The sequence below is a fragment of the Bdellovibrio sp. BCCA genome, from assembly GCF_037996825.1.
In the GTDB taxonomy this organism is placed as follows: domain Bacteria; phylum Bdellovibrionota; class Bdellovibrionia; order Bdellovibrionales; family Bdellovibrionaceae; genus Bdellovibrio.
In genome coordinates, this window is the sequence record NZ_JBBNAC010000001.1 from 563,282 (window position 1) to 580,821 (window position 17,540).

Here is a 17,540-nt window from a genome sequence, read left to right on the forward strand (position 1 = left end):
CTTTCTGTTCTTATTCACACAGTTTCGTGTGACCGAGATGCCGGATTGGGGAGAATTATTTTGGGCCTTTAAAAACAGTTTCATTCAGGCGTTCTTCTCTGCGTTTTTTTCTCTTCTGGTGGGTTTTTGGGTGTCATTGGGACTTCTCAGTCTGAATGAAGGTCCCCGCAAACAAGGCCGCTTTGTCCTTGAAATCTTGTGTTTGCTGCCGAATTTTCTTCCGCCGATATTTATTTTACTCTCCACGTTGAACATCATTGAGCCCTTCCCTATGGGAGTGGCTGGCATTGTGATCATTCACACTTTGATGAATTTTGGTCTTGTCGCCGTTTTGCTTGCGGGAATTATTGAAAACAAAACGGGTGGCATGGTGGAGCTTGCCTATGTTGAAGGCGCCAGTCGCAGGTACTTTTTGTGGAAAGGACTTTTTCCGACTCTTCGAAAAGATTTCTGGCTTTTAGGTCTTTTCATTTTTGTCGTGTGCTTTGGAAGTTTCGCCGTTCCACTGATTGTGGGCGGTGGCAAGGGCACGACTGTCGAAGTTTTGATCTACGAAAAAATCCGTCTTTCCAGTGATTGGGGGGACGCGGTCTTATTGGCCTTTCTGCAATCCACTTTTATTTTTGCTTTATCTTTCATTGCCAGCCGTGGGAAGGGTTCGCACTCTACGCGTATTGCAAATTTAAGTCTTATTAAAAGCCATTCGGGAGTTGTCGTCGTCGCGGGGCTTTCGTTTTTGTATCTCTTCGGATATGTCCAAGGTTTCGTCTCTGGCCTTTCAATGATCTCGACGTTTTACGAAGTGCAATCGGCTCTTTTCTGGAATTTTTTAGGGAGCATGGCGCTTGGCTTGAGTGTGGGATTGCTTTGCTACGTTGGACTTTTGGGTATTGCTTATTGTTGGCCTAAAGCGTGGTTTGAAAAGTTCTTAAATGGTTATGTCGCTCCGTCGACTTCTTTGGCCTGTTTTAGTTTGTTAATCCTAACGCCGAATGAAAGTTTTTATCCGTTCATAAAAATTCCCGTGGCGTTAACACTTTTAAGTCTGAACAGCCTTTTTCGCATGGGTTGGGACAGTGAGCTTCATGCTTTGCAATCGCAGATGACAGTGGCTTATGCGATGGGGGCTTCTCACAAACAAATTTTTAGAGATATTTTATTTCCGCAGATTTCAACGCGTGCGGGGCTTCTTGCCGGAATCGCCTCTGTTTGGGCGTGTGGAGATTTTGCGGTTTCCAGGATCCTCGCGCACCGGGATCTCAGCATTGCGATGATGACGGAGACCTTGATGTCAGGGTATCGCCTGAACCAAGCAATCGTTTTAAGCAGTTTGATTATTCTATCGGGACTTTTGTGTTTCACTGCATGTGTGGGAGGAAGTCGTGTCCTACGTCGAAAATTTGCACCGTGATTATGGCGACTTTAAGTTGGATATTGATGCCTGGGACATTCTTGATGAAGGAGTCACGGTTTTAATGGGGCCTTCAGGCTCTGGTAAAACTTCGGTGTTTCGCATTCTCTTGGGACTTGAAGCGTGCCCGGGAATGAAGTGGACGTTTCAAGATGTTGATCTTGCGAAATTAAAAACGCCGCAAAGACGTTTGGGTGTTGTGTTTCAAACTTTAGATCTTTTCCCTCATATGACCGCGGAAGAAAATATTCTTTTTGCGGCCAAAGCCCGCAATGTGAATGAAAAGAAAGTTTCAGAGCGCATGAAGGAACTGACCGAAGTGATGCAGATGGAAGGCTTTTTAAAACGCAAAGCCGCCGTCTTATCTGGTGGAGAAAAGCAGCGCGTGGCGATTGCCCGTGCGATTATGGGTGAGCCTAGATTGTTGTTATTAGATGAACCCTTTTCTGCCTTGGATCAAGAACTGCGCGAGGAAAGTCGTAAGCTCGTGCAAAGAGTGATAGAAACCGAAAAAATTCCGACGTTATTGGTGACTCACGATCAGCGTGACGTAGATGTTCTTGCCAATAAAGTCACCCAGATCCGTCATGGACGGTTGGTTTAAATCGTATAGCGTTGAATCATTTCTAACAAAGCCGATTTCTTAATCGGTTTTGTGACGTGTTCTGTACAACCAGCATCCAAAGATTTTTGCACGTCTTCCGCCATCGCATTCGCACTGACGGCAATAATTGGAATCGGTTTTCTGTTTTGTTCTATTTCCCATTGACGGATTTTTTGAGTGGCCGCATAGCCATCCATCACAGGCATTTGAATGTCCATCAAGATCAGATCAAAGGGCTCGCGGAAAACCTTTTCAATCGCCTCAAGTCCGTTTTCAGCTTGGACGACATCAAACGGAAGCTTTTTTAGATAAGTCAGTAAAAGGAAACGGTTGTCTTCGGTATCGTCGACTATCAAAATGCGTGCATTGCGAGTGATGCTGGATTCTATGGGCTGGGTCGGTTGAGAAGGACGAGCGGCCTCCACCGTTTTTACGGATTCATGAGACGCATCCGCCGGCAAGAACGGAATTGTAAAGAAAAAGGAACTGCCTTTGCCTTCCGCACTCTGGAACCAGATACGACCGCCCATAAGCTCCACAAGATTTTTGGAGATCGTAAGTCCAAGACCGCTACCACCGAACTTTCTAGTGATGGAACTGTCCGCTTGAACGAAATTTTGGAATAACAAGTGCTGTTTATCGCGCGGAATCCCCGTTCCTGTATCCTGAATGGCAAAGCGCACGAACTTTTTGTCGTCGCTTTCAAAATCCACGGCGACAGAGATTTCACCTGTTTGCGTGAACTTAATAGCATTGCCGATCAGATTAAAAAGTATCTGACGAAGACGGGTTGGGTCTCCGATAACGAGATGGGATTCATCTTGATCTAAGCTCATGCGTAAATGGAACTGCAGATTTTTTTCTGCGGCTTTTTGTTTTAAAATGTCGCAGATATTTGTGGTCGTGGCTTCTAGGTCGAAAGCAATTCTTTCAAGACGAACTTCGCGGGCCTCGATTTTAGAAATATCCAAGATATCGTTGATCAGAGAAAGAAGATTTTCCCCGGCATTGGCGCAGACTTTCACCAACTGAGCCTGCTCTTGTTTAAGATCAGACTCTGCAAGAATGTCAGTGATACCGATAATCGCATTAAGTGGAGTCCTAATTTCGTGACTCATACGAGCCAAGAATTCTGATTTTGCCTGGGAAGCTTTGACGGCTTGTTCACGCGCTTCAATCAAAGCCGTTTCCGCAGTGATACGGTCCGTGATATCGGTGCAGACGAAAACGAAAGTGAGGTCCTTGCTTGTACGGTTTGGAAGAGCGGCCCAGTTCATAAGCATTGGAACTCGTCGACCCTCATGATTGACGATTTCAGCTTCAATACTGTGACGGGTTTGCAGGAGCCACATGTAGTTATTAAATTCAGGCTGCGCATGGATCACTGTTTTCAAATCAATCTGGGACATTTGATTTGGTGACAGGCCTAAAAGTTTTAAAGCCGATTCATTGGCTTGTGAAATCACGTAAGAACACTGGCGCCAATCCTCGTGATGAGAGACTTTCACGATGAACAAAAAAGCTTTAATAGACTGGATAACGCTGTCTAAGAACTCCTTGGATACCGTGGTAGTTTCCAGACGGTCAGCAAGCTGATTGTATTTGCTGACCAGAAGACCGATCTCGTCTTTGGAATTGTAGTTGATCTTTTGAGTAAGGTTGCTAGTTCCCAGCTTTTCCAGGCGATCTGTCAAAAGTTGAATAGGCTCGACAACTTTTCCTGTCGCTGCAAACGTCGCAAAGAAGAAAAGAATAAAGATCAATACCGCGGCAGCACTGGAGGCGATGGCGATACGATCAAGAACGGCAAAGGCTTCGCTTTCGTCAATCTTTGTTTGGATGTACCAAAGTTCGCCATTGGGCAAATAAATTTTCCCGATTGAACGAATGACTTTCTGACCACGATAGTCCGTGCCAAGTTCGCGCACCTCACTGAGGTTTTCGATTTTTTTAATGTCTTCATCGCCGCGATTGGAGGAAAGAATCTCTGCTTCATTGACGGCTTTGCTGGTTTGAATGCCTTCGACACGGAAACGTCCCGTGTTGCGCAAGCTCCAGTCTTCGCCGTAAATCAAGGTCTCTCCAGTTTGTCCCATTCCATGTGTTGCCCAGGCGAAGTTATCACTGGTGATGCGATCAATTTCTGAAATAGAAATTTTAAGCATCAAAACGCCGACGATATTGTTATTGCGATAGACGGGAGCCGCTACGTACCCTGTCGCCGAGTTGGGACTGAGGGTGTCTTTGTCAAAGTCCAAAAACAGAGTCGATCCCTCTTGAGCTTTCATTCCCCAAGTAAAAAGATCTTTCAGTTTGCTGCTCGCAGCACCATTTTTTAAAAGAGACGTGCCGTCTTCGATATCTTTACGAGTGGTGTAGATCACAATGCCTTTGGGATTGACCAGAGCCATGTCGTAAATATTGAAATCCAAAACGTAGTTATCGAGAAGGCGGCGAAACTCTGGATGACTGTCCAGTCTGGATTCCATCATTAGGTTGTCTGTGAGTTCGTGTGAAGAAATGAGGTTGATCGCAGTCTGCAAATCGCGGAAATAATTTTCGATGGCGGTGGTTTTGCTGATGCGTATCTGTGTCAGTCTTTCGTAGGTGCTATCGATGACAGTGGATTCAACAATCTTGAGGCCAATTAGTGCGACGACAAATGTCGCAAGAAAGACCGAGATGAGATTGAATAAAAAGATCCTTAATCGTAGTGTCATGTCCCCTGAAAGCCTGTTGTAAATTTAGTGATATCGTATCGGTCTTAGAGGGGCAATGAGTACTTACATACGACCTCTAAATCAGGCCCTTTAAAACACATCTGGGGCACGGATTTCATTACAAAATTTGAATCGTCAGCGAAGGCAAGCTGATCAAGGTTTAGACAGCCATGAAGCCTTTGCAAGGGAGCCTTGTTTTTTGTCGCTGCCTCCGGAAAAAGTCACTAACTTTTGGTATAAAGAAAGCAAAGAAAGGAGCGAAAAATGAAGGCATCCAAGTCGTTCGTCGTAGTGGCGTTGTTCGCTCTATTCTTTGCCGGTTGTGCAGTTTCTAAAAACTCTGATGGCATGTCGTTAAATCCAACAATTTATTATAAGCCCACGATTCATCAAAATAAAACCAAGTGCTCAGCGAACGCTTTGCGTGACTTGCTTTCTCCGGATGGGCAGGTTCTAGTGACTTTGTGTGAATCCGACTACAAGCAATGTCTTTTGCAGGGATCTTGCTTTATTGAGGACGATGGTAAAATCACTTCCTACAATTACTATTCAACAAAAGAAAAGATACCGCGTTTTATTGAAGTCGATTTGAACTCCTGCCCTTATGGTTACGGTGTTCGCAATAGCTGTCTTGATCCTTACTTTTCAGCTGCCGCTGATCTTAAATATTATAATGCGGGCGACGTCATTTTCATTCCGCGTTTAGTTGGAGCCGTGATGCCTAATGGAGAAGTGCATGATGGTTACATCGTCATCCGTGATTCCGGCGGTGGGGTTCTTGGGGCCAATCGATTTGATTTCTTCACTGGATTTTTCAATCATCTTGCGAAACAAAATACTCTGGCGCGTTTGGGATTTGGCGATCCTAAAAATCGTTTTGAATTTCGCTTAGCAAGTAAAGCCGAGGCTCAAGCCGCAAGAGCGCGTCGCAATTATCCGCGCCTCAAGCAGTCTGTGTTTGAAGAAGGCCGCCTTTAGAGCATTCATTCTATTTATATTTTTTGCCTTCCGCAGAGGGTTTTGCTAACTCTCGTTCACCAATATGCGGAAAAGGGGCACCTATATGATTAAAAAATCGGTTCTGTTTTTCTCTCTGCTTTTTGTTTCGTCTCTTTCGTTTGCTGACGTTGAGTATCTTCGCTTATCTCCGGGTAAAGTGATCGCTTACGAGCACATCGCAAAAAATCAAAACAGTGGCACTCTGATTTTACTTCCGGGAGTGAATCGCGCACTCAATCCATCAGACCGTGCCGTGCGCGCTTTAGCGGAGCAAGGTTGGAATATTTTGATGCCGTCTTTGCCAGCACATCCTCTTTCTGTGCGAGGCTTAGAGTCTTTGGAAGCTCCGTACTTCAGATATGATTCCACTGTCCGTGTGAAAGACTTTGCGGGCGATATCGAAGCGCTGACAGCGTATTTGGGAATTAAAAAAGCCATTCCCGTCACACTGTCTTACAGTTCTTCTGTGGGTGCTTATTTGAACGAAAAACTTTTTCCTCATGTGATTGAAACAGTTCCTTTGGGAGTCGCTACAGAAGCCGATCCAGCGTCAGCAAAGAACGCAGAGCTTTGGGAAAATTGGCTTCGCTTAAATCCATTCATGGCTCCGTTCTGGATTCGTCAGTTCCGCGACACAGCCTATGCCACTCACTGGGGACAGACGGTGGATGCGAATTTAAAAGCGGATGCTGATTTCTATGGTGAAAATCCACGCGTTGCCGATATCAAATCCGGCTATGTGACGATTGCTCGCGCTGTGGAAGATTTCAATTTTCCGGAGTGGGATTTTAGAAAAGAAAAACGCACGCGTGATTTTGTTTTTGCGGGCCGGGAAAATCCGGAGCGTCTTAAAAATCAAATTGATGTTTTAAAGCATTACTTAGCAAGCGGAAAACCAGCACGTGTGCTTGTGGTGGCGAATGCAGGGCACATTCTTCCGACGGATGATCCTACAGTATATGCAGGTGTTTTGACTTTACTCGCGACCCAACCTCGACAAAGTTCAGTGCAGTTTGCAATTGTGAACTCCGCCGAGAGTTTAAAATCTTTGCGTTGGCAGGATGGTTCCGCTTTAGAGAACTGGATTAAAGCGAACCAACGTTAAGCATAAAGGTCATTCCATCTAGGGGCTTTTCCATATCTTTTAGGATTTCGCCCCAAGTTGGATTGTCATTCACTTTAAAAAGCCGTTTCATGAATTGAATATGAATTGGTGCTTCGTAAGCGAAATAGCTTGAAAGACCGTTTGTTAGAATATCAATCTTGCCTTTGCTTTTTTGAGCTTCAAACATCGAAAGATAATACGAATAACTAGAACATCCATCGAAGAAAAAGATCTGATGTTTGCGGTTGTTAAACTCTAAAGGCCCGGCTTTCTCTTCTAACGAGCCAATGTCAAGATTTCCACCAAGACCCGAGTGTCCTGCATAGATAATCACATCGGACTGTTTTACGGCCTCTTTAAAGAATTTAGCAAAGGTCACGTTCTTACTCATGACACCTGTTTCAGCGAGCAAACGAGTGACACGAATTTGCACCGTCGTGCCGTCCTTTTTGCGAACCGCCTTGTCAAACTGATGAACAGGACGGTTTTTGAATTTAGCGATCACAGTTTCCGTAAAGCCTGCTTCACGCAGCCATTGATTGACTTCTTCAAAGCTTAAGCGGCCATCGTCCCCAGGATTTGTAGCATCTTCGGAAAAACCATTGATCGTTGTGATTTGGAAAAGGTCTCCGTTACCATTGTCGCCGCGAACTTTATCTAATTGCGCATCGGCATCGTCCATTTGTTTCAAAGCAGAGATCTTTACAACCACAGGGGAAGCCAGTGGAGCTTCACGCAATTGTTCACAGCCAAAGCGGAAAGGGTCATAGAAATACCAGAAATCACCGAAGCTATTGTAGTGCTCATCCGTGCATTTCTCGTCATAGAAATTATCTAGGTCTGAAGGCAAAGTAATCTGCCAAGTGCCCTGCGCTAAAAGATCTTGCGCCACTTTTTTATTTAAAAGCAAAACGCCGGAAGTTTTATAAGCAATCGTGCGAACACCTGCGCGCTTTTTATTTTTTAAAATGTCATAACTCAACGGTAAACGGGGAGCCCCGACTCCAGGAGTCTCTGAGTTGATATTGTACTTCATGACCATGGAATGAGATTGCAAGTATCCAAAAAGATGCTGCATGTGAGAGTTCGCGAGTGTCACGGCATCAGAAGTGTCGGTCGTTTGAAATTCAGCGGAGTAAGAAAATTTAACTTCGATTGAGCTTGGAGACAGAACAGCCGCATGTGCAGACAAGGCACCAAAGAGCAGGAAAAAAGCCAGAGATTTCATAACAAAATCCTCCCGTTTTTTAGACTGAAGGCATTTTGTAAAGGGGACTCTATTTTCTGTCAATAGAGCCCCCGAGGGGGGTGTTAATCTTTCACTGTTAGAAGCTACCAGTGACGGATGCTGAGACCCAATAAGGCATATCTAAGCGAATATCGTCCTTATTGATGGCATCTCTCCAGAAGGAGACGCCTCCTTCAAGAGCGCCATTAACGCCGTAATAGGCAGGGCTTGTCAGCTTTGCCACAAGCTCTGTATCCCAATTGATTTGCGGAGCATGGTAGTACTGATGGCCGTCGCCTTTGGCTGTGCCATTCCAGTTGTTATTGAGTTCGTATTTTGCATCACGACCTTGAACGGCATCGCGTGCTTTGTAGTTTCCAGCCACACCAAATTCAAAATATTTTGCGACTTGGTATTTGCTTGAAAGAGTCGTGACAAATTCATTTCCCAAAGCCCAACCGCTGGAGTTTCTTCCTCCTCGAACTGTGATTTGCCCGCGTGCTGAGTTCACCCATTTTGCTACAGGTGTGTAAGTGTATGTTGAACCCAAGATCAAATCCGGAGTTCCTGAACCCAATTGCATATTGTAGGCGGCGTTTTGGGAAGGATTGGAAGTGAAAGTCTCGTCAATGCTTCCTGTTGGCAAAGTCACGCTGATATCGCCTAAGACAAGATGTCTGTCAGCGGCGTGTAGAGCCGTCATCGCCATCAAGCGCACATCGCCAAGGCCTTCGGTGTAGTCACGAGTTTTGAAATTCAAACCACCCGGAATGGGTTCGTATTTTGTCTCGACCATGTTTTTGATATGCGGAACGAAAGCTAACAATGTCCATTGTGGGCTGTAAAGCCAGGTCGCTGTGATCATGTTCAAATCAACTGTCGAAGCATCAAATCCATAGATGCGTGTGTTGGCGTTGTTCGTTCCTTGCAAATCATATTTGTAGTAACTGTAAGTGAGAAAATAACTTGGCGCTTTGACCGTAGTCGAAATCTGTTGAGTTGCTTGTTCTTCCTGTGCGAACGCCGTCGGCATCGCAAGAGTTGCAAGCAAAGCACTCAAAACCAAAACTGTTTTTTTCATACGAAAGTTCTCCTGAATGTTTTCTTCAAGGTTCGATTTGAATTCTTCTTTAAATTCAGTCAATCAAAATGCAACTACAGATGTTAGAGTAAAAACACTAATCCTCGAGGAGAAAATGCACTTTCCACTGTGATTAGAGGAGGTTCTCTGTGTTTTGCATTGTCTGATTTTGAAACATTAAAAATTGGATATGGGGCGGCAAGAGAAATACTCAGTTCGAAAAAAAATAGAAACACTTTGTTTGTCGAGTGCTGTCTCAATTTGAGTATTTGCTAAAGAATATCACCCAGACGTTCGATCTAATTCCTAACCGTTCATGTACTTGGGGAAAAGAGAAATCAATGTCTTTGGGATCAAATAAGAAATCCATTTTTACTGTTTTCTTTTTATGTCTGGCTTGTACTTCTGCCAGCGCAGTCACGGTGTCCGAACCGTTGCTTTTAAAATATGTAAAACCCAGCGGCGATATTTCGAGCCCTCGCTCTGCCACTTTTTATCTGCAAACTGCGAGAAACGCGACCTGCAGGTATTCAACAGTAAAGCAGGATTTCGCGAAGATGCCATTCGGCTTTAAGACAACGGGCGGAACAATTCATGGTCATGGTCTTTCCGGTTTAACGCCGAAAAAGTCTTATACTTATTATATTGCCTGCCAAAGTGTGAATGACAAAGTCACCAGTGCCATCGAAACCGTGCAGTTCGCGACGGCCGCAGAACAAACTCCGACGCCGGCTCCATTTGATCTTACAGGTTTAGAGGAGTTGGGACCCGAGGCTTTCTTGCAAAGCCCTGCCGGTCAGTATTCGGCGGAGAGATCTTGTGCTCTCTATAAGTTTTATGACTCTTCACCTAGTTACAATATGTATGTTGTCGAAGATTTTTCTAAAGAGGCCACTGCCAGTGTCGCTAGTTGCAAGAAGTTTATTGAAAAGTACTATCTTTCGCACGAGGGTTGCGGTGTTGGTGCTGTCGATAATAAATATTGGTCCGTTGTTGGGGTTTTAAAAAACACGGCCGATGGCGTTTTGAAATTTAATACGGCCGGTGGCCTTAGAAATATTTCTCTGCAACAGGGAAGCAGCGTTGTGGCAATGGGCGCTTCGAAGTGCGTGACCTCTGAAGAGTATCAAAAAAACAAAGGAACTCTTTGGAGCCAAGTCAGCTCCTGCAATTATGCAAAAACAAAATTTTGCGTGAATCCTTCCGTTCCTTTATTATCCCAGTCGTCTCCGCAGCTTGCCAGTTATATAGCCAAAGCCACGGGTGACAGCACGATCAAAAAAGATATGGGATGGTGTGGAGCGGTGTCTTTGACGATGTCCACATTGGGAGTGATTTATTCTTCTCCGGGTGAAATTTTGCAAGATCCGTTTTTTTGGAAACGTAATTTGCCGTCAGCAGAAAGGGGATTTGCGATCACGGATTTATATGAACGAACGGCGCACTATGCGAACTTCGTTTATCAGATTGGAAATATCGCGGGAACGAATTGGGCGAAAGGCGGCACGCTCACTGACAGAGGTTTGGATGTTATTTTAAGTCACCAAGATCCTTCCATTGGTAATTTGAATAAAGCTTCTTATGAAGGTGAGGTTCTCACCAAAAGATTTAAAGTTCTCACCGACGAATGGAGCCAAGAGGCGCTCGTGCAAGGATTGACGGTGGGACAAAACAATAACTTCGCTCGTGGTTCCGGCATTATCAGAGACTGTTACGCCCAAACAGTGAAGAAGGTGAATTCAGACGATAAACGCGACTATTGGGAGATGTCGAACTTCCAATGTGAGTGGAAAAGATCGGGCATGACTCACGCGCTGAGTGTGAATGGGATCGAAGACGGTTATGTGAAGATTTACGATCCCTGGGGAAAAGTTTATAACTTACGAATCATTGAAAATGCGCAGGTGCCGACACTCAATATGAAAGTGGCGCTGGGCATTCCTGTGGGTGATTCCGGTTATTTTAGGGACAGCGGTTTGATGGATGATTCTTTGGAAGGTTATACGCAGAAAATGGTCACGGCTAAAGGCGCACCGGCCCCTGTGGGAAGAAGGGCAATCAACTATTTTTACATCGCCATTTACGGATATCAGACAGGTCTCGTCGGCAAAGCGAAGAACAAGTAACGGCAAAGGATGACAGCAATGAAAAAAGGTTTGATAGCTTTGGTCTTGATTTTGGGCGTAGTTTATTTGGCCATCAGCAAAATGAACTCCAGTGTTGATTTAGCATCCACAGAAGAAGAGGAGTCCTACACTCCGCACACTTTTGCAAACTCATCTCCACAGAAAAATCCAGCGCCCGTCGCCGTGGCGAGTGAAGCAAGGATTGAAGAATTTCGGGAAATGACCGTCGCTGATCCTTACTATGCTCACAATGCTTACCTTAAGCCGTTTATGAGTGATGAATCAGTGGCCAAGTCGTTTTATAAGGCCAAAGATCTTTTTAAAGAAAGTCCGAACGCGGAACAGATCGCGGTATGGATCGCCATGGGTCATATTATGGATTCAAACCCGGCATACGGCGAACTCTTGGAATACTCGATGAATAAGATCAACGAAAACTCGCGGGTGAATTTATCCATTTTTGAAAACGCGACAAGATCTCTGACTCCTGACGATAGTTTTGTAAGAAGTCAGCTTCTTAATATCGTCAATCAAATGAGTGTCCCGCCGGAAGACAAAGTTCATTTTTTTGGAAAAGAAATATCCCGTCCCGCGTCCCTCGATGCCGAGGGACGATGGAGTCCTGATTCTTTGAATATCACGACGGCTCTTGTGTTCTTGAAAAATAACAATGCACCAAGGGAAGACGTCGTCGAGTACATGAAAGACAGCCTCAGGGTCAATCAAAGTCCTGTTATCAAAGGCAAACTCCTCACGCGTTTTGGAGCTTATTTTCCTGACGCTCTTGAAGATCTCAGATAAGTCTAAAAACTGTCGCAATGTCAAAATGATACACAGTATAGGGGCCTCTTTGGCCCCTATATGTGTTTTTGGCGAGCCTTCTTTTTGCTCTGTGAGTTTGTGTTGAGGTGTCTATGAAACAAACTCTTTTAGCGATGCTGATGGCTGTGAGCCTTTTGCCCGTATCAGCGTTTTCTTCTGCGGGAAGTGATGCCCCGAAGGAAGGTTTGTTTGTTCGTTCTGATGAAACCTTAGCCTCTATTTACGCAAATTCGACGTCAGCCAATATTCTGTCGACTTCGGTCACGTCGCGTGTGAAGTACTACGCGAATATCTTTTTAGCGAAAAAATCTCCTTATGTCGTAGAGCCCTTGGGCGAAGGGGAAAACGGCGAATTCAACAAAGGACCTTTGTATCGTTTTGATGGTTTTGATTGCACAACCTTCGTTGAAACGGTTTTGGCTTTATCGCTTTCTTCAACTCCTGAACAGTTTAAACAGACGATCAATCAAATTCGCTATAAGAATGGCGAAGTCTCTTACCAAACACGCAATCACTTTCCGAGTGTGGATTGGATTCCCAACAATACTCGAGCGGGATTTGTGGAAGACATCACAGGCAAAGTCGGTGGTGAAAAGACGAAATGGTCACAAACGTGGATTGAAAAAGACAATTGGTTCCGCATGAAGGGTCCTGACTTTTTTCAACTCAGTACGGAGTTTGGCAAAGAGCTTGGCAAAATTCCTTATCTTTCTAAAGAAGATCTTCTTAACAACCGCGCTCTGGAAAATCGTATTCCCAGTGGAGCGATCTTTCATGTGGTTCGTCCTAATTGGGATTTGAAAAAAGCCATTGGCACTGAGCTCGATGTTTCTCACGAAGGTTTTTTTATTCGTGAAAATGGAGTGCTTTACATGGTTCACGCCAGCAACGGTCTTCGTGATGGTGGGGAAGACTATAAAGGCGTGAAGAAGGAAGCTCTTCGTGAGTACATTTCCCGCGTGATGATGAAGTCGCCTTCGATGGCGGGATTCAATATTCTTCGCATTCAAGCGCACTGATCTTGCGTAACATAACCCTTTGATAAAACGTCGCTTTCACGTCCTTAGTCGAGGTCATCCTGGACCTTTGTCGCAATATTTTTTGATCCTTAATATCCAGTAAAATCAAGCACTAGGAAAGTTGTAATAAAAATTCCTGGACCAAGGGCCTAAAGTTTTCTGGACCATGGTCCGAAGAGTTTGCTGTTACTTGTTGGGAAATAATGTTGCGGTCACCTCCTCCAGAAAAACTCTCCCAGAGAGAGTTCCTCAAAGAAGAGACCTCCGTGGCAAAGGGTTCCTCGACGATCGAGACTTCAGTCACCTTGATCCCGAGGAGCTTTTTCCAACCTTAAATAAATAATTTGTTAGTGAGTTAGTACAAAAAAATAAATCGGATCATAGTACGTTGACGGGATTACAGAGTGTTCTGAAGGTAAGTGGTGCGACCTAGGTTCATGTCTCAATTCCATACAAAATCAGCGGAAGTGATCTCTCAATCCCTTAGGAGGTTCTCATGGGCTTAAGAATCGCTACCAATACTGCATCTATCGCAGCACAACGCGTGCTTTCGAAACAACAAAAACGTGCAGAGCACTCAGCGCAAGCATTAGCGTCGGGTTCTCGCATCGTTAACGCCGCCGACGACGCTGCCGGTTTGGCGATCTCAGAAAACTTTAAAGGACAGTTAAAAGGTATCGCGCAAGCGCGTAACAATGCGAATAATGCGATTTCATTCTCGCAAGTGGGTGAGGGTGGTCTCAGCGAGGTATCAAATATCTTGATTCGTCTCCGCGAGCTCGGAGTACAAGCAGCTTCCGATACTGTCAGTGATACGGAACGCGGGTTCCTCAACAACGAGGCCCAACAACTTATCCAAGAAGCGGACCGTATTGCAAAAACCACTACGTTCGGTAACACAAAACTCCTTGATGGTTCCGGTGGTAAATTAGAATTCCACGTCGGTGCCTACGGTGGAGAAGAAAACATCATCGCATTCGATTTCGATGCCGACGCAACGACAAGTTCGTTGGGTATCAGTGGAATCGCGGTGGACGACAAGAGCAGTGCTCGTGACACGCTGGAGTCGGTGGATAAAGCCATTCAAAAAGTCGGTGCTTTGCGCGCGAACTTCGGTGCGATGCAGTCGCGACTTGAATCTACAGTAAGTAACCTCGACGTTTCTTACGAAAACTTGTCAGCTGCGAACTCTCGCATTCGTGATACAGACGTTGCGAAAGAAACAGCAGAAATGGCATCAGCAAGTATCTTGCAAAACACTGCGGTATCGGTTCTCGCGCAAGCGAACCAATTACCAAACGTTGCATTGAAACTAGTTTAATCAAAGACATAATTTAAGAATCACCATTCGTACAAACTACGGATATCGGATGGGGCCTGTTCTGGGATATGGCCTCATTCGAGAATGAGGGGTCGCCCACATAAACCTCTCGTGTCTTAAGCCCACCCTGGGAGCACCCGCTCCCAGGGATTTTAAAGGTGCCTGCTTCTTTTTTCTGGCTACAGCGCGGTATCTTCAAGGGGCGAAAGACGGCTGTCTTTCTTGCGTAACTTAAAGACAGGTTTTTTCAAGGCTACACGCACTTCTTCCCAGCTTTCTTTTGGTGGCTTCTCATTGAGCCATTTCAATGTTTCTTCTCTCGCCAATAAATTTCCCCAATTCCAATCGTCAAGAACCGGAATTTCTACTCGCGAATTTCCTAAAAGTGCCTGTATTGTCGAGTAGGGATATTCTTCCACCTTTTGACAAAGGCCTGCTTCAACTGGATTTCGATAAACATATTTATAAGCGTGAAGGTAGTACTGTGGAGAGCCTAAAAGACTTCTGTGGAATCGAGATCCGTAAGTCTGGTTGATTCGCGAACTCAGCTGAGTGATGTCACGACTTGTTTCGCGCATGAAAAATTGCATGGCTTGACTGAGATTTCCCTCGGGAGTTCTTACAATCATATGAAAGTGATTACTCATTAGCACAAATGAGTGCACGCGAATGTTGAAGGCAAGATGAGTAAAGTGCAAATGAAGGCACATGATTTTCCAGACAAGTGGCATTTCGAGTGAAAACCAATCTCTGTTAATACATCGGGCTGTGACGTGATACGGAAGTTCGGTGTGATTTTCAAAAATTTTTCTAGGCATATTTGTCCGTGAAGCAAGACGAAGACCTTGCTCCGTTTATGTTTTCATTTCTTTCGCACTATTCAGTGTCCGATCATCGACTTTTTCTTTTTGCGGTGTAGCCAGAAAAAAGAAGCAGGCACCTTTTGTCGGGGTGGACCTTGTTCTGGGCTGGACGTTGGTCTTGAAATTTGCTGTGCGATGGGCCTGATTTCACAACCTTAGTCTAGCTTTTGCTGGATGATGGTCTAGTTTTGCAGGACGCGACTAAAGCCTTCCAGGACCTCGCCGAAAGGTATGTCACAAGCAACGACGAAACTAAGTCGAACGCTCTTGAGAAGCTCAAATGGAGTGACTGCCAGATGAGATTTCGCTTGCAGGGAGCCAAGACAAAAGTGGAGTCACCAACAAGTAACACGTGGCATGACCTAAGTAGGTATAAGGCATGCTCATAAATGGAGGTCCCACATGGGAATGAGAATTTCTACTAACGTATCAGCGATCAATGCACAGAGAACTCTTGTGAATTCTCAACGTCAGATCGGTAAATCCATGGAGCAATTGTCTTCTGGATCACGTATCAACAAAGCGGCGGACGACGCTGCGGGATTGGCGATCAGTGAAAACTTGAAATCGCAAATCAGATCATTGAGCCAAGCGGGCCGAAACGCCAACGATGGTATCTCAATGGTGCAAACAGCAGAGGGTGGCTTGAGTGAAATCTCTAACATCTTGACTCGTATGAGAGAACTAGGTGTTCAAGCTTCTTCTGATACTGTAGGTGATACTGAGCGCGGCTTCCTCGATAAAGAGGTTCAGCAATTGAAATCAGAAGCGCAACGTATCACGCAAACAACTAAATTCGGTACAACTAAACTTCTTGATGGTTCCGGTGATAAGTTCGACTTCCAAGTCGGTATCGGAAACTCTGAAGAAGCAGACAGAATTTCTTTCAACGCAGGCGAAACGAATGCGCAGATCGACAGTCTAGGAATTGCGGGTTTCGACTTCAGTTCTAAAGCAGGCGCGCAAGAAGCGTTGGAAATGGTGGATAAAGCGCAAACTCAAGTGAACGGTTACCGCGCAAATCTCGGTGCCCTTCAAAACAGATTGCAATCCACAGTGGACAACTTGGGTGTGCAACATGAGAACATCTCTGCTGCGAACTCTCGTATCCGCGACACAGACGTAGCTTTGGCAAGCGCTGAATCTACACGTAACCAAGTTCTTCTTGCTGCGAACACAAGCGTGTTAGCTCAAGCGAACTCAATGCCAAACTCAGCGTTGAAATTGATTGGTTAATTTGAATTGAAATAAGAGTTTGATCTGAGAGGGCACCTCCGTTCCCTCTCGGTACCAACCTACCCAGGGGGATTTCGATCTTCCTGGGGTACTAAGTTTGCCAACTTGCATGTAACACGGCAGACGAAGTTTGATAAAATAGACGGTGTGAAACAACTCGCAAGAGAGGTTTGTATGCCGGAGAAGATTCCGCAAAAGCAGGGTTTTTTTAAAAAGGTCGTTTCAAATTTGACTCACGCCACGGTCCCGCAGAAGCCTCAAGTCGAGCATCCTCCCGAGAGAAATGAAGTGGAGGAGCCTAAGCGCGAAGAGGAAGAAGAACCTCAGATCACTGAGATTCTTGATAGCGAAGGACATCGTGTGCATCTCAATCGACATCCTCGCAATCCTTGGCAGCAATAGCCCGACCAACATCCCGAAATTCAAGTTCCATTTCGAGAATTCCGATAAGTTCCTCGTATGAATATCAAAGGACTTATCTCCAACATTCTTCCAGAAACGAAGGTGCGCTCGGTAGAGAACATCGGGAAGACTATTAAGTCTGATGAGACTCATGATCGCGATGCGAATGGACAGGAAACTTACAGTGGAAACCAAGGTGAACACCGTGAGCCGATGTCTGATGAACAGCTTGAGAAAGCAATGGAACATCTGCGCAATTTACCTGCGATGAAAGAGCACAAGTGGACCGTGCATCTTGAAGTCGAAGACAGCGGAAAGTTCGTGATCGTGAAAGACAACCTTGGCGCAATCATTCGCCGCATTCCTGAATTGGAATTGTGGACTCTTCCCTCTGACAACTCTCCAAGAGGACAGTTGCTCAAGCGTTCTGCTTAAATTTATTAGTAATCCAAGCATTTGCTTCCTAGATCGACGTCTAGAGAAATGCCCTTCTGTCAAAATTCCTGTGGCTTAAAACGTAGCTGAGCCTTGAAATCCGCTCTCCTGGCCCTTCTGAGAGACATTTAATTGACTCACGATTGGTGAATCATTTTGACACAATGA

15 protein-coding genes are annotated in these 17,540 nt (G+C 45.2%); 11 read left to right on the top strand and 4 right to left on the bottom strand.

Features of this window, described 5'->3' with window-relative positions; genetic code table 11:
* Positions 1 to 37: 37 nt before the first annotated feature.
* Together AAAA78_RS02840 and AAAA78_RS02845 are read left to right on the top strand one after the other, a co-directional pair.
* On the top strand, positions 38 to 1,411 hold the full coding sequence (locus AAAA78_RS02840; protein ID WP_340593624.1) for an ABC transporter permease subunit: 1,374 nt from the start codon (positions 38 to 40) through the stop codon (positions 1,409 to 1,411).
* Entirely contained in the window at positions 1,383 to 2,015 is a 633-nt protein-coding gene (locus AAAA78_RS02845) for an ATP-binding cassette domain-containing protein (protein WP_340590202.1), read from the top strand. Before AAAA78_RS02840 ends, AAAA78_RS02845 begins: the two co-directional genes overlap by 29 nt.
* Here AAAA78_RS02845 and AAAA78_RS02850 read toward each other — a convergent pair.
* Positions 2,012 to 4,735: an ATP-binding protein gene (locus AAAA78_RS02850; protein ID WP_340590203.1), complete on the bottom strand. Its 2,724-nt coding sequence runs from the start codon at positions 4,733 to 4,735 to the stop codon at positions 2,012 to 2,014. The genes AAAA78_RS02845 and AAAA78_RS02850 overlap by 4 nt on opposite strands.
* A 264-nt stretch (positions 4,736 to 4,999) precedes the next feature.
* Here AAAA78_RS02850 and AAAA78_RS02855 point away from each other — a divergent pair, with 264 nt between their 5' ends.
* Positions 5,000 to 5,713 carry a murein transglycosylase gene (locus tag AAAA78_RS02855; protein ID WP_340590204.1) on the top strand — a complete coding sequence of 238 codons (714 nt, stop codon included), beginning with the start codon at positions 5,000 to 5,002 and terminating at the stop codon, positions 5,711 to 5,713.
* 85 nt (positions 5,714 to 5,798) lie between these two features.
* Positions 5,799 to 6,839, top strand: coding sequence for an alpha/beta hydrolase (locus AAAA78_RS02860; protein WP_340590205.1), 1,041 nt, complete (start codon positions 5,799 to 5,801; stop codon positions 6,837 to 6,839).
* Here AAAA78_RS02860 and AAAA78_RS02865 read toward each other — a convergent pair.
* Together AAAA78_RS02865 and AAAA78_RS02870 are read right to left on the bottom strand one after the other, a co-directional pair.
* Complete coding sequence (locus AAAA78_RS02865; RefSeq protein WP_340590206.1) at positions 6,820 to 8,067, bottom strand: hypothetical protein; 1,248 nt, start codon at positions 8,065 to 8,067, stop codon at positions 6,820 to 6,822. The two genes, AAAA78_RS02860 and AAAA78_RS02865, sit on opposite strands and share 20 nt — an antisense overlap.
* Before the next feature lie 97 nt (positions 8,068 to 8,164).
* Positions 8,165 to 9,148 (bottom strand): transporter, encoded by a 984-nt coding sequence (locus tag AAAA78_RS02870; protein WP_340590207.1) that lies wholly within the window; start codon positions 9,146 to 9,148, stop codon positions 8,165 to 8,167.
* A 341-nt stretch (positions 9,149 to 9,489) separates the two neighbouring features.
* Here AAAA78_RS02870 and AAAA78_RS02875 point away from each other — a divergent pair, with 341 nt between their 5' ends.
* From AAAA78_RS02875 to AAAA78_RS02890, 4 genes are all read left to right on the top strand, one after another.
* A complete protein-coding gene (locus AAAA78_RS02875; protein WP_340590208.1) occupies positions 9,490 to 11,274 on the top strand; it encodes a hypothetical protein in 1,785 nt (594 codons plus the stop codon).
* Positions 11,275 to 11,292: 18 nt separating this feature from the next.
* Positions 11,293 to 12,075 (top strand): hypothetical protein, encoded by a 783-nt coding sequence (locus AAAA78_RS02880; protein WP_340590209.1) that lies wholly within the window; start codon positions 11,293 to 11,295, stop codon positions 12,073 to 12,075.
* A gap of 113 nt (positions 12,076 to 12,188) precedes the next feature.
* Positions 12,189 to 13,115 (top strand): N-acetylmuramoyl-L-alanine amidase-like domain-containing protein, encoded by a 927-nt coding sequence (locus tag AAAA78_RS02885; protein WP_340590210.1) that lies wholly within the window; start codon positions 12,189 to 12,191, stop codon positions 13,113 to 13,115.
* Positions 13,116 to 13,611: 496 nt separating this feature from the next.
* Positions 13,612 to 14,436, top strand: coding sequence for a flagellin N-terminal helical domain-containing protein (locus AAAA78_RS02890; RefSeq protein WP_340590211.1), 825 nt, complete (start codon positions 13,612 to 13,614; stop codon positions 14,434 to 14,436).
* Between the two features lie 179 nt (positions 14,437 to 14,615).
* Here AAAA78_RS02890 and AAAA78_RS02895 read toward each other — a convergent pair whose 3' ends face one another.
* Positions 14,616 to 15,254 carry a transposase gene (locus AAAA78_RS02895; protein ID WP_340590212.1) on the bottom strand — a complete coding sequence of 213 codons (639 nt, stop codon included), beginning with the start codon at positions 15,252 to 15,254 and terminating at the stop codon, positions 14,616 to 14,618.
* A 447-nt stretch (positions 15,255 to 15,701) separates the two neighbouring features.
* On the opposite strand from AAAA78_RS02895, the gene AAAA78_RS02900 reads away from it, so the two are divergent.
* From AAAA78_RS02900 to AAAA78_RS02910, 3 genes are all read left to right on the top strand, one after another.
* Positions 15,702 to 16,535 carry a flagellin N-terminal helical domain-containing protein gene (locus AAAA78_RS02900; RefSeq protein ID WP_340590213.1) on the top strand — a complete coding sequence of 278 codons (834 nt, stop codon included), beginning with the start codon at positions 15,702 to 15,704 and terminating at the stop codon, positions 16,533 to 16,535.
* A 174-nt stretch (positions 16,536 to 16,709) separates the two neighbouring features.
* The gene (locus AAAA78_RS02905) at positions 16,710 to 16,937 is read left to right on the top strand and encodes a hypothetical protein (protein WP_340590214.1); all 228 of its coding nucleotides are present in this window, start codon (positions 16,710 to 16,712) and stop codon (positions 16,935 to 16,937) included.
* 57 nt (positions 16,938 to 16,994) lie between these two features.
* The gene (locus AAAA78_RS02910) at positions 16,995 to 17,372 is read left to right on the top strand and encodes a hypothetical protein (protein WP_340590215.1); all 378 of its coding nucleotides are present in this window, start codon (positions 16,995 to 16,997) and stop codon (positions 17,370 to 17,372) included.
* The last annotated feature ends 168 nt before the right edge of the window (positions 17,373 to 17,540 follow it).

Bases quoted from the DNA above. Each gene is read 5' to 3' on its own strand.
- AAAA78_RS02840 (WP_340593624.1), top strand. From the start codon at position 38: ATGCCGGATTGGGGAGAATTATTTTGGGCCTTTAAAAACAGTTTCATT.
- AAAA78_RS02850 (WP_340590203.1), bottom strand. From the start codon at position 4,735: ATGACACTACGATTAAGGATCTTTTTATTCAATCTCATCTCGGTCTTT.
- AAAA78_RS02855 (WP_340590204.1), top strand. From the start codon at position 5,000: ATGAAGGCATCCAAGTCGTTCGTCGTAGTGGCGTTGTTCGCTCTATTC.
- AAAA78_RS02860 (WP_340590205.1), top strand. From the start codon at position 5,799: ATGATTAAAAAATCGGTTCTGTTTTTCTCTCTGCTTTTTGTTTCGTCT.
- AAAA78_RS02865 (WP_340590206.1), bottom strand. From the start codon at position 8,067: ATGAAATCTCTGGCTTTTTTCCTGCTCTTTGGTGCCTTGTCTGCACAT.
- AAAA78_RS02870 (WP_340590207.1), bottom strand. From the start codon at position 9,148: ATGAAAAAAACAGTTTTGGTTTTGAGTGCTTTGCTTGCAACTCTTGCG.
- AAAA78_RS02875 (WP_340590208.1), top strand. From the start codon at position 9,490: ATGTCTTTGGGATCAAATAAGAAATCCATTTTTACTGTTTTCTTTTTA.
- AAAA78_RS02880 (WP_340590209.1), top strand. From the start codon at position 11,293: ATGAAAAAAGGTTTGATAGCTTTGGTCTTGATTTTGGGCGTAGTTTAT.
- AAAA78_RS02885 (WP_340590210.1), top strand. From the start codon at position 12,189: ATGAAACAAACTCTTTTAGCGATGCTGATGGCTGTGAGCCTTTTGCCC.
- AAAA78_RS02890 (WP_340590211.1), top strand. From the start codon at position 13,612: ATGGGCTTAAGAATCGCTACCAATACTGCATCTATCGCAGCACAACGC.
- AAAA78_RS02895 (WP_340590212.1), bottom strand. From the start codon at position 15,254: ATGCCTAGAAAAATTTTTGAAAATCACACCGAACTTCCGTATCACGTC.
- AAAA78_RS02900 (WP_340590213.1), top strand. From the start codon at position 15,702: ATGGGAATGAGAATTTCTACTAACGTATCAGCGATCAATGCACAGAGA.
- AAAA78_RS02905 (WP_340590214.1), top strand. From the start codon at position 16,710: ATGCCGGAGAAGATTCCGCAAAAGCAGGGTTTTTTTAAAAAGGTCGTT.
- AAAA78_RS02910 (WP_340590215.1), top strand. From the start codon at position 16,995: ATGAATATCAAAGGACTTATCTCCAACATTCTTCCAGAAACGAAGGTG.